The organism is Myroides sp. A21 (assembly GCF_000807225.1).
Taxonomy (GTDB): domain Bacteria; phylum Bacteroidota; class Bacteroidia; order Flavobacteriales; family Flavobacteriaceae; genus Flavobacterium; species Flavobacterium odoratimimum.
The window spans coordinates 3,517,503-3,533,084 of record NZ_CP010327.1 but is presented as its reverse complement, the minus strand read 5'-3'; the positions used below and the strand labels follow the sequence as shown (position 1 = coordinate 3,533,084).

Here is a 15,582-nt window from a genome sequence, read left to right as displayed (position 1 = left end):
ATGAGAAAGTTTCTTATTTTATTGCTTATAGCAACTCAATGTGGTTATGGACAAAAAAGTAAATTAAGTGATAAAGTGAATGTTTTTTTAGGAACTTCAGGGGATTATGGACAGTTATCTCCTGGAGCTTCTTTTCCATTTAGTATGCTATGTATTTCTCCCGAGACATATCCTTATAATCATACAGGATATGATAATAGAGCAAAACAATTTAAAGGCGTGACTCATACTAGACTTCAGGGAGTGGGATGTAAGGGAAGTGGAGGTAATATTCTGATCAAACCAATTATAGGAAGTAATATTGGAACGGAGTTAATCAAAGAGAGAGAAAAGGGAATGCCTGGTTACTACAAGGTGGAATTTATAAACAACATTAAGGCTGACTTTACTGTAGGACATAATTATGGAATACACCGATATTCCTTCCCTAATAATGGGCAATTATTCGTGGATTTATCTAGTGCTACAGGTGGTGCTTTTGTCAGTGCTGAATATGAAGTATCTAATCAGGTTATTCAGGGAAAGATTAGTTCTAAAACAACATGCTCTGCTGGGATATATCATTTTTATTTTAGTATAGATTTAGGAAATGGAGCCATCTTAAGAAAGGTAGGAGAATATCAATTTATCGTTGATTTTCCCTCTTCTAAAGTCGAATTACAGATTGGTTTTTCATCTGTTTCAGAACACTATGCAAAGAGCAGAATAGCAATGGGGCAAAGTTTTGATTTAACAAGAACTCTAGTTACAGAGCGATGGAATGAATTATTATCTGTTGTTGAGGTTCGTGATAAGGATGATGAGAGGGTAAAGCTTTTTTATTCTTTGCTTTACAGGACTCTTCAGGCGCCTTATCTGATATCTGAAGCAGATGGGACTTATAGAACCATTAGTGGTGAGGTGAAAAAAGCTGATTTTAATGTATATCATGGTTGGGCGCTATGGGATAATTATAGAGAAGTTATTCCTATGTATTCTATATTATATCCTGAAGTGTATAAAGATGTAGTTCACTCTATTGCTAATATGTATCCATACGGCAAAAAAGACTTCTCTACACTCAATGAACCTGGTCCTACAGTGAGGACAGAGCACGCTTTAGTTGTTTTGGCTGATGCAGTGAATAAAGGATATCAGTTATCTATAGATTCCATTAAGGAGTACCTTGTTAAGGAAGCTGAGCAACTTGATTTTTCTTCTCCTGATAAGGCATTAGAATCATCTTATGATTATTGGGCATTGAGTGAAATATTTAACAGTGTTCAAGATACTGTATCTGCAAACTATTATTTAGAAAAAGCAAAAGAGTATAAGAAATATTGGCTAAAGGATTTTAAGGATATTCAGATTCACGATGTGGATAAAATGCAAGCAAGAGGATTATATCAAGGAACTATCTGGCAATATAGATGGTTAGTACCTTATGATATAAAAGGCTTAATTAGTCTTATAGGTTCTGAAAAAGAATTTGAAAACCAATTAGATACTTTTTTTGAAGGTCATTATTATAATCACGCCAATCAGCCAGATCTTCAGGTGTCTAGTTTGTACAATGCTACTAGAAGTGCTTATAAGAGTCAGAAAGTGATCCATGATTTACTATTAGGAGAGAGTATTCAGTTCTACTTTAATGATAACAGTAAAGGAATTGATCCTTATATCGGAAGGATTTATAAGAATGCACCTCAAGCTTTTTTACGAACTATGGATGATGATTTAGGGACAATGTCAGCATGGTTTGTTTTAAGGAGTTTAGGATTCAGCGCTGCTAATGTGGGGTCGGATACTTTTTATCTCAATGCTCCTATTTTTAAAAAAACAATCATACGCAATAATTTGGTAATTAGTAATAAAGAAAGAAGCTCTTATATACAAGAGGTAGCGTATAATAATAAGGATTATCAAAGGAACTATATTACTTATAAAGAATTTTTGAAGGCATCAAAAATCATATTCAAAACAAGTGATGAACCTAATAAACAATGGCCGTCAGAGCCATTGTGGATTTCAAATATAAAAAAAGATGAATAGAAATATAAAGTTAAGTAGTATTCTGTTAGGTATTATGCTATTACCTATAGTGATGTATGGACAAATAAACACAAAACAAGAAATAAATTTACCTAGTGATTTACGAATTAATCAGATTCAAGTTCTAGGTACACATAATAGTTATGCAGAACCAGTAGACCTTAATCTCCTTGATTATGTATCTAAAATTGTAGATCAGTCAAAAGGGAAGTTATTAGAGGGAATGAGTAAAGAGCAGTTAGACTTTTTTAAAGAGTATCACCCTAATGAAATTAGTTTTAAGGAGAGTTTGTTTTATGAGCACCCAAGCTTTGAGATTCAGTTAGACAGTGGATTGAGAAGTTTGGAACTAGATGTGTATTATGATTCAACAGGCAATAGATATACGAAGCCTGCAGGCTATGAATATCTAAAATCAATAGGAACGAAAAAGTTAGCAAAGCATAATACTACGGATTTAGACAAGCCTGGATTTAAAGTTTTACATATGGCGGATGTAGATTTTAGGTCTAAATACCCAACGTTAAAATTAGCATTACAAAGTATAAAAAAATGGTCTGATCAGCATGTAGATCATATCCCTTTATTTATCATGATTGAAGCAAAAGATTCAAATTGGCCTTTGTTTAAGAATCCAACAGAAGTATTGAAATATGATGAGTATGCATTTGACCTATTAGATCAAGAGATTGTTGATATTATAGGTAGAGAGAAGTTGATTACACCTGATGATTTAAGAGGAAATTATAAAACGCTTAAAGAGGCTGTGGCGAATCATAACTGGCCACTTGTATCTCAGTCTAAAGGGAAATTGTTATTTATGTTATTACCTTCTACAGGAGGGGTAAATCAAGGTGAATCAGCTTATGTCCACAATCGTCCAAATTTAGAAGGGAGAGTTATGTTTGTACAGTCTAAACCAACGGATACTTATGGTGTGTTTTTACTCTTAGATAATGCTATTGTACGCCAAGAGGATATAAAAGAATACGTGACTAAAGGTTATCTTGTGAGAACTAGATCAGATATAGATACCTATGAAGCGAAAGTCAATGATCATACTCGTGCCAAAGCTGCTTTTTCTAGTGGTGCTCAAGTTATATCAACAGACTTCTTCTCTAGAGACTACAATCCCTACCAATCTGGATACTTTGTAGAGTTACCAGACAATCATAAGCAGGTTAGGATAAACCCAGTGAATTATAAAAAAAGTAATTAATATAGTTATTGTTTTTTAAAAGCCTTGTATACTTTAAGTTACAAGGCTTTTTGTATGTGTGCCCAGCATGGGTGATAACTCTAGGGTGTAAGTCCCGAACACGCCATTACAGCAGGAAGTGTTAACCGACAGCAAGGGGGTCCATCGTGAGTTGGAATCTGAAGGAAGCTTTAGGTAAAGTCTTGACCTGACGAACAGAAACTATATATAAGGCTAGAAATGTCGGATAAGGTTGCATATCAAACTGAAGTCCTAAGCTGTACAGAGACATCATAGTAAATATAGCAGGTATATGAGATGAAAGTTATCGTTCTTACCTGGGGAGGTCTTATAGACATAGGGAGTTTTTTTTTACAGAACTATGGATAACAATTGCTATAAGAAGTCAGCAGAAGTCATAGTATGCACAGATACAAGCTTGGCAATACCAAGAAGTCTTACAAAATGCAGAAGGACAGAACTTAATTAAGTGAGTAGTAAATGAATGTTACCTAATGTAGGAAAGAATGCAGAAAATATCTATAAACAGAGATAACTACCTTGTAAAGGATAGGGCGGAACCTGACAGCTACCAAGGAGTGCAGACTTACATAGGGATAACTGAAAACAACCTCATGGAAGTACGATTAGGACAGGGGAGTTTACTAGAACTAATCCTTAGTCCTAATAATTTAAACCTAGCCTATCAAAAGGTTAAGGCAAATAAAGGGAGCTATGGAATAGACAAGTTGTCCACTGAAGAATTATTGCCATGGCTCTTACATAATAGAGATTCATTGGTTTCATCGCTAGAAAACGGAAAGTATAACCCCCAAGCAGTTCGAAGAGTAGAAATCCCCAAAGAGGGAGGTAAAACACGCCAACTTGGTATCCCTACGGTAGTAGACCGTCTCGTTCAACAAAGTATAGCCCAAGTATTATCTCCTATCTACGAACAAGAATTTCACCCAAGTAGTCACGGCTTTAGATCCAACAAAGGTTGTCATACAGCCTTGAAAGAAGTGGTAAGCCATCTAAATGACCGATATCATTATGTAGTGGACTTAGACTTAGAAAAATTCTTTGACACAGTTAACCACAGTAGATTGGTTGAAATATTGTCAAAGAGAGTAGAAGACCCTCGGGTGATATCCTTAATCCATAAATATCTAAATGCAGGTGTTGTTATTGGAGGTAAATTTGAAGAGAGTAGATTGGGAGTACCTCAAGGCGGCCCCTTAAGTCCCCTTCTGAGTAACATAATGCTTAATGAGTTAGATAAAGAACTAGAAAGACGAGGCCTTCGTTTTGTGCGTTATGCAGATGACTGTCTAATCTTCTGCAAAAGTAAAAGAGCGTGTCTTCGTGTGCAGGAAAGTATCACTAGGTTCGTTGAAGAAGTCTTATACTTACGAGTAAACAAGGAGAAGACTACCACTGGTTATGCCAAAGGGAAGAAATTTCTAGGGCACAGTTTTTATGTAAAAAGCAAAGGGAAATGGAGTTTTTGCGTACACCCGAAAAGTTACAGTACACTCAAAGATAAGCTAAAGGAACTTACAAAACGTAGTAGAGGTAAAGGGTACGATAAACTCAAAGAATCCTTGCGATATTATATCCAAGGCTGGGTGTCATACTTCAAGCAATCTGATATGTTATCCAAGATTAAGTGTATAGATGAGTGGCTTCGCTTTAGGATACGGATGTTAATTTGGAAGAGTTGGAAACAGAATAAGACGAGATATGTTAATCTTAAGCGCATCGGTGTAAGAGATAATCAAGCATATCAATGGGCAAACACTCGCAAGAGTTATTGTCGCACAGCACTTAGCCCAATCCTACAAGCTTCTTTAAACATTCAAAATTTAAGGAAAGCAGGATATACATTTCTATATGACATACTCCTAAAAGTATCGTAAATTAAGAACCGCCTTGGTACGGATCCGTATGCCAGGTGGTGTGAGAGGTTGGCTGAAGAAATAATCTTCAGCCTCCTACTCGATTGAAATTATATTATTCAGCTTGTTTCTCTTTAATCAGATAACACCCTAAATACAATACATGACAGGCAAGTAATGAATAGGCTGTTAGTGTTATGATATCTGCAGGAATTAGATTCGTTACTGCTGATATAATAAAGGTTAGCAACAACTGTAAAGTACCTAATAGAGCTGATGCAGATCCACTATTAGTAGTGAATGGTGCTAAGGCTAATTTAGTAGTTGTAGGGAATAGTACTCCAAGAGTTAGTACAATGAAAAATAGCGGAACTAATAAGGCCTCAATAGGTTCTTTTAATACACACATAACTAAGAAGGCTACTGTCCAAGCAATACCAAAATACACGGTGTATTTTACGATTTGTTCTACAGTCCACCAGCGAGACAATACAGAGTTTGCCAGCCATGCCCCAAGGATTAAACCGATGGCATTAAAAGCAAATATACCACTAAACATATCTGAAGACATTCCTCCATACTCCATAATAAGGTAAGGAGCATTAGCTAGGTAGATCATTAAGATACTATAGGTTAAACTTCCAATTAGTGTATATTTGACAAAGACGTTATTCTTGACAATCTCTTTGAAGTCAGTCATTAGATTAACATCTTTTTTCTCTGTGACAATACGCGTTTCAGGCAAGAAGAATATAACAGCTAATAAGCAGATAAGTCCTAGTACCACTAGTGTTACAAAAGTAGACTGCCATACAAAGTGACTGATAAGAAAGTTACCAGCGATAGGGCCTACAATAGGAGCCACACCAGCAATAATAGCTAATAGTGAGAACACATTCATACTTTGGTCAGCAGAGTAGTACTCGTTCACCACAGCACGTGCGATAACTACTCCTGCACATCCTGCAAAAGCTTGAAAGAATCGAGCTGCCCAGAACTGTTCTATGGTCTCTGCATAGATACAAGCTACTGATGCTAGAATAAAGATGATTAAAGAGGCAATAGTTGGTAGTTTACGACCATAGCGATCAGAGATAATTCCCCAAAATAGCTGTCCTGCAGCAAATCCTCCTAAAAAGAAAGAAAGGGACAACTGTACATTTTTTAGATCTGTATTAAAGGTCTGTGAGATTTTTAAAAAACCAGGTAAGTACAGATCTATACTAAAAGGTTCGATAGCAGATAGTAATGATAAAATAATCAATACGATAAACTGCGCTTTTGTTAACTTGTTCATTTTTATATTTTGATGAAGCAAAAGTAGTCTAGTCTCTACTATCACACCTTATCAAAAGAGCGTTTATTATTGGACTTTTTTCACCTTTTTTCTAAACTCAAGAGGAGTTACTCCACTGTTCTTTTTAAAGAAACGGTTGAAGTAGTTCACTTCAGAGAAGCCAAGCTCCTCTGCTATTTGTTGGATATTTAACTCAGAATATCCAATTAACCTTTTGGCTTCTAGTAGTAATCTGTTGTGAATGTGCTGATTAAGTGTGTGCTCTGTAGATCTAACTACTAATTCATTCATGCGTTTGACAGATAGTGCTATCTTATCTGCATAGAACGAATTAGGGTAGTGCTGTGTGTAATGCTCTTCTATTAGTTCGAGTACTTTAAGTACACGAGTATCCATAAGCTGGTTATCACTAGATTGTTCTTTTAAACATTGAACATGGGTGATGTATAGGTTGAGGTACTTCTCTAAGACTAGTGTGCGCTTTTGGGTATTCCATTCTTCTTTAAATAAAGTCATTAGAGCTGTAAATACGACTTTCTTATCCTTCGTAAGCTCAAACCACAAAGGAGGAGTTAATCGGAACTTTTGCTCTTTAAACTCTTGTGCGATTATTCTATTGAAATAATCTTTATTGACAGAGACGAAGTACCCCTTAATACCACTAGGATTGATTTTGTGCATCTGTCCAGGGTAGATCACCCATATCTGATCCGCAGTAATGTCATAAGACTCAAAGTCCACTTGCTGTGAAGCATTATCAGCTTGTGTAAACCAATAGATTTGATAGAAGTTACATTGATAGTGATAATCAAAGTTAAAGAGCTCGATATTATCCTGGATCATAAAGAACTCAATGGGTACATTCTGGTCAAATTGCTGTGCTTTTACAATCTGCTGTTTAGACATTGTAGATTAATTAGGGGGTAAAGGTAGTTTATTTTGCCTAGTTGTAATTTAAAAGTGTTTTAAGAATGTGTTTATATTGTATAAACAGTTGATTGTAAAGAGGCATTCTTTTAAAAATATAATATATTACATCTATTTTTTTGGTAAGTATCTGTTTTATAGGTTAAATTTACATATAAGCGGTGTATTAAGTGGTATAAATAAGGCTAATAAAACGAAATAAATACTGAATTGATATGGAGGTAATTGGCGCTATACAGATTCTCGAGATATTAGAAACGAATAGTATTCCTATTAAAATATTAGGCACTGATGCTGATATCTATTATGCAAAAACTATTTTTAAGATTCATCCTCCATTAGAAGATATTATTAATGAATTGATAGGGAATCAGGTTTATAAGATTTGGGGTATAAAAGTACCAGAAATAAAGATAATAAAAATTGAGAATAGGTTACTTCAAGAATATTTGATCACCAATAATATGATATCTAAATATAGTCAGTTTGATATCGAAGAGTTGTTTGTTATAGGTTCTAAAGAGATTAATAGTCAGACAGAACTAGATTACCACAACTTAGTTCTATCTAATAAGAATGATTTTAATCAATACTTAGATCCCTATAAATTTTTGGATATAGCCTTTTGTGATGTATGGTTAGCTAATAGAGATCGTAGAATCAATAATCCGAACCTTTTGTTAGTTGAGGATCAAGGAAAAATAGACTTTGTTGCTATTGATCATACACAACTTTTTGGTAATCAAACTAACTATAAAGGGTTGAAAATTAATGTAATGGATGTCAGTCTTGTAAATATGTTAATTGCTTCAAAATTCACCAAAAAGATTTGTAATTTTGCTGAGAATGAAGTACTTTCAAAATTCAATAGTAGAATTATTGAAAAAATTAACACAACACTAGTGGTCTTGCCAGAGGTGTTAGATAGCCTTCCGTCAAAAGTAGGACTGAGTAAGGCGGGTAAGCTTAAAATAATAGAGATACTTAGTAATCAAGAACGAAATACTAGAATTTCCAACATATTAAATAAACTATTAAAATGAAATCGTATTACAGTTTAATTAGATACTTTAATAACTCCTTGTCTAGGGAGAATATTGTTATTGGACTAATAGCGGTTTCTTCAACCAATAATGTGTTTTATAAGTTTTCTGAATCAAAGATTAGTTTTATTACTAGATTCTATGACAATAAGAGTAAATTATTAAATTTCAATATAAAGAAGATTAGTGAAGTTTTGGAACTAAATGCTAAGGAAGATTTATTTATTGAAGAGAATACTAATATTTTAAAGAAGTACTTAGATCGTTTAGCAGTTTATAATAACGGAATAATTCAATTTGACAAACCAGTTGAATTAAATATGAATATAGATGCAGCTTTCTTTAGTAAATTCTATGAGAAATATATAGGTGACTTGAGGACAAGTACTAAGAGTAACAAAAAAGATGAGGTGTTTTATAATCGTATTAATAGTCACTTTAGAGAACCTCTAGAAGACATCATAGATATTGATTATAAGATTGAAAAGAAGGTAATTCCTTCCTTGTTTTTTGATTATAAATTAAATGGGATAGGAGGAAATGGATCTATTTATAGTGTAAAGTGTATTGATATTAATTCGAATAGAACAATAGATACTATTCAGAAAGATATATCTGAATTAGAAAGCTTAAACTTTAGATTAAATGATTTTTCTAAGCAATTAGTAGAATATCCTGAACAGAATAAGTATTATCTAGTTATAGATCAGTATAAAGGTATTGATGAGAAGTATCTAGAATTATATGATACATTAAGTAACCAAGAAAATGAACTATATCGATTGATTAATTCAAATCAACTAGAAGAAGTAACTGCTGATATTCTTAGAACAGGAGCATCTAAATTCTCTGAACTGATTTTGCGATAATATTATTAAGAACTAAATAATAAAACAAAGGCTAATACATCTCGATATATTAGCCTTTGTTATTTTTGATAATAAGTCTGTTCCCTTCTAACTACTCTAGTACACATTGGAAGTTGAGGTCTCCTTCATTAGATTTGATTACAAAGTGGTTGTTATTAGCAACACATTGTTCTATAGAATACTCCTGATTAAAACGAAGTTCTTTATTAAAGTGCATATCAACTACTGAGATGTCATTAGGGGCTGTTTCAGATGCTTTTAAGGCATTAATAACCCATTCTAGGTATTTGATGTTAGTCACATGATTTACCATGTCTAAATCAGAGTATTTTACCTTATCTGTGATTAAATGAGTCGTTTCAGGTTTCTTCTGAAAAGTAGTGAACTCTCCTTTAATACTTTTTTTGTCTCCATGTTTAGTAAAGTGGTCATGAGGGATAGCCATCATCTCAGGACGACGTCTTACTGTATTCATAATCACCCACATCGAGCTAGCACTTGCGACAAGTTCTCCGTTACAGTGTACCTCAAAGTTGCGCACAGAGCGAATACCATCTAGTGTCTCTATCCAAGTAGATACCTCAATGCGGTCTTGCCACTTAGGCATTTTGTCTATCTCAACTCTAAACTTATAAACTACCCATGACTGATTTGCTTCTTGCAGATCCCAAAAGCTTATTCCTCCTAAGACTGCATGATTAGAAGAAGCCATCTGTATCATCTTACATAGATCTACTGTTTTTAACTGTGCATTGATATCGCAGTCAAAGTAATCAACATCGAAGCTCTGTGTAAATATAGATGTAAAGTTGGGTGATATAGGCATGGTTTTTTTGTTTTTTGTGCTGTTGTTTTTTTGTGAAACTGTGAATTTGTGAAACCGTGAAATCGTTGTTTCTTGTTTTCAGTTTCCCGTTCCCTGTTCTCTGTTTTCAGTTCCCCGTTCTCTGTTTCCAGTTCCCCGTTCTCTGTTTCCAGTTCCTCGTTCTCTGTTTTCAGTTCCCCGTTCTCTGTTTCCTGTTTCCAGTTCTCTATTTCCAGTTCCCCGTTCTCTGTTTCAGTTCCCCGTTCTCTGTTTTCAGTTCCCCGTTCTCTGTTTCCAGTTCCCCGTTCTCTGTTTCCAGTTCCTCGTTCTCTGTTTCCTGTTTCCAGTTCTCTGTTTCCTGTTTCCAGTTCTCTATTTTCAGTTCCCCGTTCTCTGTTTCCAGTTCCCCGTTCTCTGTTTTCAGTTCCCCGTTCCCTGTTTCCAGTTTTCTGTCTCTTATTCAGCTATAACATTCTCTATAGCCTGAGTAATCTTATCAGCATTCGTAAGGTAGTCAAACCACATAACATCAGGAGTACGTTTAAACCAAGTAATCTGACGCTTAGCAAAGCGGCGTGTATTCTTTTTGATTTCCTCAATAGCAAACTCTAATGTGAATTCGTTGTCAAAGTACGCAAATAATTCTCGATAGCCAACGGTTTGTAACGCATTGTTATCGCGATACGGATATAATTCTTGAGCTTCCTTTAGAAGACCATTATCTAGCATGATATCCACACGTTTATTAATGCGCTCATACATCTTCTCTCTATCAGCTTCAAGTCCTATTACGATAGGAGTGAAGTTGCGAGTGTGTTGTTTTATATTTAAGAAACTAGAGTAGGGCTTACCAGTACCTATACAGATCTCTAATGCTCGAGTTACTCTTTGAGGATTGTCTATCGCTACTTTTTCATAGTGAATAGGATCCAATTCCTTTAGCATATTTTGCAAATAAGGAAGGCCTTTTTCTGCTAAGTCTTGATTTAATTGTTCTCTGACACTTGGATCTACATCAGGGAAATCATCAAGCCCGTTTAGGATTGCATTGACAAAGAGCCCCGATCCACCTACCATAACTTGTACAGGGTTATCTGTAAAGAGCTTATCTAGCTTAGCCAGTGCCTCTCTTTCAAAATCTCCTACAGAGTAAGTATCGTGAATGCTGATATTCTGAATAAAGTGATGCGAAGCAGCAGCTAGTTCTTCCTTAGAAGGTACAGCTGTTCCTATCGCCATTTCCTTATAGAATTGGCGACTATCACATGATATTATATTGGTATTAAAATGTTGTGCAAGTTTGATTCCTAAAGCTGTTTTTCCAATCGCTGTAGGCCCAATGACAACAATAAGATAATTGTTATTTTTCGTAGACATCTCCTAATTTTTGACCGCAATTATAGCAGTAATTTGCATCATCATCATAGATTGTAGTAGTACATGTAGAGCAGTTTCTTCTTCTCTTCGCATCTAATCTGTTGCGTTTAATATTAGAGAACTCTGCTGTCACGATACCTGTAGGAACGGCGATAATACCGTAACCCATAATCATGATAAAAGATGCTATCATCTGACCTAGTGGGGTCTGTGGAGCGATATCTCCATATCCCACTGTAGTAAGCGTTACGATACACCAATAGATACTTCTAGGTATACTCGTAAAGCCACTTTCTTTACTCTCGATTACATACATTAGCGCACCTAATAAGATCGACATCACAAGCACAAAGTATACGAATACAATAATTTTCGTTCTACTAGACTTAAGAGCTAGCTTTAAGTGTGACTGTTGTCCAATGTATGGAACAAGGTTTAAGATACCAAATAAACGTAGTAAACGCAGTGCTCTTACAACAGTAAGTGCTCTAGAACCAGGAATAAAGAACGATAAATACATCGGTAGGATAGAGATAAGATCTACTATTCCATAAAAACTAAAGATGTACTTAAGCGGTTTTTTATTACAAAGAATCCTAAGGATATACTCTATGGTAAAAAAAACAGTGATAATCCACTCACAGACTACTAGACCTGTGTGGTGCTTCATATCATAGCTCTCTATCGATTCAAGCATCACTAGAAGTACACTCATCAGAATAACCGCTAGTAGTGCAATATCAAATAATTTACCTGCAAAAGTATTTGAACCATAAATAATGATGTAAATCTTCTGCTGTAGGATATCCCATTTGTTTTTTAATCTGCGTCTCACAAAAACTGTTTTTAGTAGTGAATTAATTTGTAACCGATCTTCTTATTTAGATAATTAAGAATGATATTTCTGTTGTTTCTATTAAACAAAATTGGCGTTAAATTGGCTGCTATTCGTTCTGGGGCGTTGATTTGGTGGTTTAAGTTATAGAAGCAATATCCGTTTAGCTTCCCTTTTTCTAAAGCGACAGCACTTTTCTCATCTACTTTACGGCCTTTGTCTAAGATTAGAACATGGTCTTTGTCTATATCATAAGGCTTAAATAGTTCAAGTATATTAGCATTGAACTCTTCTCTTGTCGAGGTAAAGTTGGTGAAGAAGTTATCAGCTGTTATTTTAGTTGATTTTTTCTCATATATAAACTCTACATAAGGTAACTCTTGTTGACCTTGGAATATCTTATGTAAGAATTTTCTAGCTTCATTAGGCGATGTAAACGCCATTAGATTTCTCTTTCTACCATCTGTCTTTTCGATAGATAGGTATAAGTATCCCTCTAGATTAGTTTTTAAATAAATAGAGTAGGGGAATACACTTTTCTTACTGACCTTATTGTACTTTGGTTTATTGGTATTGATCTCTTCAGCCTCTTTTAGAAGCGCGATGAGTTCAGTACCTGTTTTTTCGAAAGTGACAGTATAGGTTTCTTGTTGTATTTTTTTGAATATAGGCGAATTACTTGTAAAGTGCTGTAAGACTTTCTTTCTAATATTCTTACTCTTACCGATGAAGATAATATTACCTTCTTTGTCCAAGATATAATAAATACCTACAGTAGAAGGCAAAGTGTCTACGATATCCAAAAACTTAGGGCTAATCCCAGTCTTGATATCTGACTTAATCATAGAGGTTAAGATAGTCTTCTCTTTATCTTTTGATAGAAGTAATTCGAATAGCTTTTCTGTAGCCATAGCATCTCCATTAGCGCGATGTCTATCTGCGATAGGAATACCAAGTGATCGCACTAGTTTACCTAAGCTATAAGAAGGCATATCAGGCAGTAACTTCTGTGATAGTTCTACTGTACACAGTGTATTGCGACTGTATTCATAACCTAGTCGTTTAAACTCATTGCGCAGTACTCGATAATCAAATTCAGCATTATGAGCTACGATGACACAGTTGTCCGTTATTTCTATGATGCGCTTAGCTATCTCGTAGAACTTCGGAGCTAGCCGTAGCATAGCATTATTGATTCCCGTAAGTTTCACTACGAAAGGTTGTATCTCCATCTCTGGATTAACTAAACTAATAAACTGATCTACGATCTGATTACCATCAAATCGATATATAGCAATTTCGGTGATTCCTTCTTCATTAAACTGCCCACCAGTTGTTTCTATATCTAAAACTGCGTACAACTTGTCCTTTTAATAAATTAATAATTACGACTACCGAAGATATTACTACCTATTCTAACCATCGTACTTCCACATTCTATCGCTAGTGGATAATCATTACTCATCCCCATAGAGACAATGTTTAGGTCAAGGTTATCCTTCGTGCCGTATTTCTCTTTACACATTGCAAATATATTACTTAGTTGTGTAAATTCTTTCTTTACTTGCGTTTGATTATCTGTAAAAGTAGCCATACCCATTAGTCCAACTACTTTAATATTCTTAAGTCCAGCAAATTCCTCACTCGAAAGAATTTCTAACAATTCTGTCTCATCTAAGCCGAACTTTGTGTCTTCTTCTGCGATGAACATTTGCAATAAGCATTCTATAACACGGTTATTACGCTTCGCTTGTTTATCGATCTCTTGTAAGAGTCTGAAGCTATCCACTCCATGGATAAGTGATACAAAGGGAGCCATATACTTCACTTTATTGCGCTGTACATGTCCAATCATGTGCCACTTAATATCTTTAGGAAGAGCTTCATATTTATCAGTCATTTCCTGAATCTTATTCTCACCGAATACACGTTGTCCTGCTTCATATGCTTCTAGAATATCCTCATTGGGTTTCGTTTTAGAAACAGCAACAAGGGTAACATGAGCAGGTAATGTGTTCTTAACGTGTTTTAAATTCTCTGTAATAGACATAATTTTTATCTTTTTTTAAATTTCGTATATAAAGAGACCATTCATAAACTTAGGCTCTATATATGTGCTTTTTGGAGGCATGATAAGGTCGTTATCTGCCACTTGTTTGATCTCACTTACATTTGTAGGATAAAGCATAAATCCTACTTCGTATTCACCATCATCTACTAGTTCTTTGATCGTAACGATAGACTCATTACCAGGAACATAGTCTATACGAGCATCATTTCTCAAGTCATCTAATCCTAATATAGGATGTAGTACTTCATCGTATAGTATTTGCGCATCTAACTGTTGTAAGATGCAGTCTGTTTGTTTGATGTCTTTTAGCGTTAAGGCATAGAAGTCACCGTCTAAGTACATTCCGAATTCCATCTTCTTAGTAGGTTTCCAAAGTTGTTGTTCTTTATTGACAACGTGAAACTTCTCTTTTAGAAGGTTTAGGAACTCTTCTTTAGTATGATTGTTTAAATCGTGTATAATACGATTAAACTCATAGATTTTAATATTGTTTTCAGCGATTAAATACGTCATCACTGTATTGTTATGAGCAGGAGTTCCGTTAGAATGTTCTGCTTGTAACAGTTCTGCAGAAGCAAAACGGTGATGTCCATCTGCGATATACAGTTCTTTAATATCTGCAAATTGTTCTGTTAACCATTCGATATCGGTATCCTCATCTATCTTCCAGATCGTATGTCTTTCTCTAGTTACAGTACTAAAGTCATACAGGGGTTTCTCATGCTTCTTCGTGATAATCCACTTTTCTATATCCTCCTGATCAGGATACATCATCAGTACAGGTTCAGTATTGAACTTACTGTGATATAAGTATTCCTTAAATAATCTTACGCGAAACTCTAAGGTGTCTTCATGTTTTTTGATCACATTACTCTGGTAGTCATCTATAGAAGTTCCTGCCACTATCCCTGTAAAACTCCAACTTTTTGTACTGATCTGATACAGATAATAAATCGGTTTATCTTCTGTAATCAGAATACCTTCTTTCTTAAAGTCGTTTAACTTCGCTGCGACCATCTTATAACGTTTATCATACGTTACTTTTGAAGGGTTTACATAAGCAGGATTTAATACGTGCAAAAAAGAGAAGGGGTTGTAGTCTAAAAGATAAGCAATCTCAACAGCATTGTAGTCTTCGAATGATCTACAGCTTACTAAGCTTACTTTATCTCGGGTAGGGCGCAAGCCTTTAAAAGGAATTATTTTAGCCATTATAAGTATGGTTTCAAAA

Annotated in this window: 13 protein-coding genes; 5 read left to right on the top strand and 8 right to left on the bottom strand. The window is 34.9% G+C overall.

Annotated features, from left to right (window positions below; genetic code table 11):
- From MYRA21_RS15805 to ltrA, 3 genes are all read left to right on the top strand, one after another.
- Positions 1 to 2,031 (top strand): glycoside hydrolase domain-containing protein, encoded by a 2,031-nt coding sequence (locus MYRA21_RS15805; RefSeq protein ID WP_039329743.1) that lies wholly within the window; start codon positions 1 to 3, stop codon positions 2,029 to 2,031.
- Positions 2,024 to 3,250 (top strand): Ca2+-dependent phosphoinositide-specific phospholipase C, encoded by a 1,227-nt coding sequence (locus tag MYRA21_RS15800; protein ID WP_039329742.1) that lies wholly within the window; start codon positions 2,024 to 2,026, stop codon positions 3,248 to 3,250. Before MYRA21_RS15805 ends, MYRA21_RS15800 begins: the two co-directional genes overlap by 8 nt.
- A 506-nt stretch (positions 3,251 to 3,756) precedes the next feature.
- Positions 3,757 to 5,148: a group II intron reverse transcriptase/maturase gene (ltrA, locus tag MYRA21_RS15795; RefSeq protein ID WP_039329740.1), complete on the top strand. Its 1,392-nt coding sequence runs from the start codon at positions 3,757 to 3,759 to the stop codon at positions 5,146 to 5,148.
- 94 nt (positions 5,149 to 5,242) lie between these two features.
- Here ltrA and MYRA21_RS15790 read toward each other — a convergent pair whose 3' ends face one another.
- Both MYRA21_RS15790 and MYRA21_RS15785 read right to left on the bottom strand, forming a co-directional pair.
- A complete protein-coding gene (locus MYRA21_RS15790; RefSeq protein ID WP_039329737.1) occupies positions 5,243 to 6,424 on the bottom strand; it encodes a multidrug effflux MFS transporter in 1,182 nt (393 codons plus the stop codon).
- A 66-nt stretch (positions 6,425 to 6,490) separates the two neighbouring features.
- Positions 6,491 to 7,330 (bottom strand): helix-turn-helix domain-containing protein, encoded by an 840-nt coding sequence (locus MYRA21_RS15785; protein ID WP_039329735.1) that lies wholly within the window; start codon positions 7,328 to 7,330, stop codon positions 6,491 to 6,493.
- A 236-nt stretch (positions 7,331 to 7,566) separates the two neighbouring features.
- Between MYRA21_RS15785 and MYRA21_RS15780 the strand changes: the two genes are divergently transcribed.
- Positions 7,567 to 8,394, top strand: a complete 828-nt coding sequence (locus MYRA21_RS15780; protein WP_039329733.1) for a HipA family kinase — start codon at positions 7,567 to 7,569, stop codon at positions 8,392 to 8,394.
- Positions 8,391 to 9,263: a hypothetical protein gene (locus MYRA21_RS15775; RefSeq protein WP_006259973.1), complete on the top strand. Its 873-nt coding sequence runs from the start codon at positions 8,391 to 8,393 to the stop codon at positions 9,261 to 9,263. Before MYRA21_RS15780 ends, MYRA21_RS15775 begins: the two co-directional genes overlap by 4 nt.
- Before the next feature lie 91 nt (positions 9,264 to 9,354).
- Here the strand turns inward: MYRA21_RS15775 and MYRA21_RS15770 are convergent, their stop codons facing one another.
- The 6 genes from MYRA21_RS15770 to MYRA21_RS15745 all read right to left on the bottom strand — a co-directional run bounded on the left by MYRA21_RS15770 (position 9,355) and on the right by MYRA21_RS15745 (position 15,563).
- Positions 9,355 to 10,089 carry an acyl-[acyl-carrier-protein] thioesterase gene (locus MYRA21_RS15770; protein ID WP_006259974.1) on the bottom strand — a complete coding sequence of 245 codons (735 nt, stop codon included), beginning with the start codon at positions 10,087 to 10,089 and terminating at the stop codon, positions 9,355 to 9,357.
- 435 nt (positions 10,090 to 10,524) lie between these two features.
- Positions 10,525 to 11,445: a tRNA (adenosine(37)-N6)-dimethylallyltransferase MiaA gene (gene miaA / locus MYRA21_RS15765; protein ID WP_039329731.1), complete on the bottom strand. Its 921-nt coding sequence runs from the start codon at positions 11,443 to 11,445 to the stop codon at positions 10,525 to 10,527.
- Positions 11,429 to 12,280, bottom strand: coding sequence for an ion transporter (locus MYRA21_RS15760; RefSeq protein ID WP_006259977.1), 852 nt, complete (start codon positions 12,278 to 12,280; stop codon positions 11,429 to 11,431). The genes miaA and MYRA21_RS15760 overlap by 17 nt, the downstream gene beginning before the upstream one ends.
- A gap of 11 nt (positions 12,281 to 12,291) precedes the next feature.
- The gene (locus tag MYRA21_RS15755; RefSeq protein ID WP_006261395.1) at positions 12,292 to 13,641 is read right to left on the bottom strand and encodes an exonuclease domain-containing protein; all 1,350 of its coding nucleotides are present in this window, start codon (positions 13,639 to 13,641) and stop codon (positions 12,292 to 12,294) included.
- 17 nt (positions 13,642 to 13,658) lie between these two features.
- On the bottom strand, positions 13,659 to 14,330 hold the full coding sequence (locus MYRA21_RS15750) for a YggS family pyridoxal phosphate-dependent enzyme (protein ID WP_039329730.1): 672 nt from the start codon (positions 14,328 to 14,330) through the stop codon (positions 13,659 to 13,661).
- A gap of 15 nt (positions 14,331 to 14,345) precedes the next feature.
- Entirely contained in the window at positions 14,346 to 15,563 is a 1,218-nt protein-coding gene (locus MYRA21_RS15745) for a DUF1015 domain-containing protein (RefSeq protein WP_039329728.1), read from the bottom strand.
- Between the last annotated feature and the right edge of the window lie 19 nt (positions 15,564 to 15,582).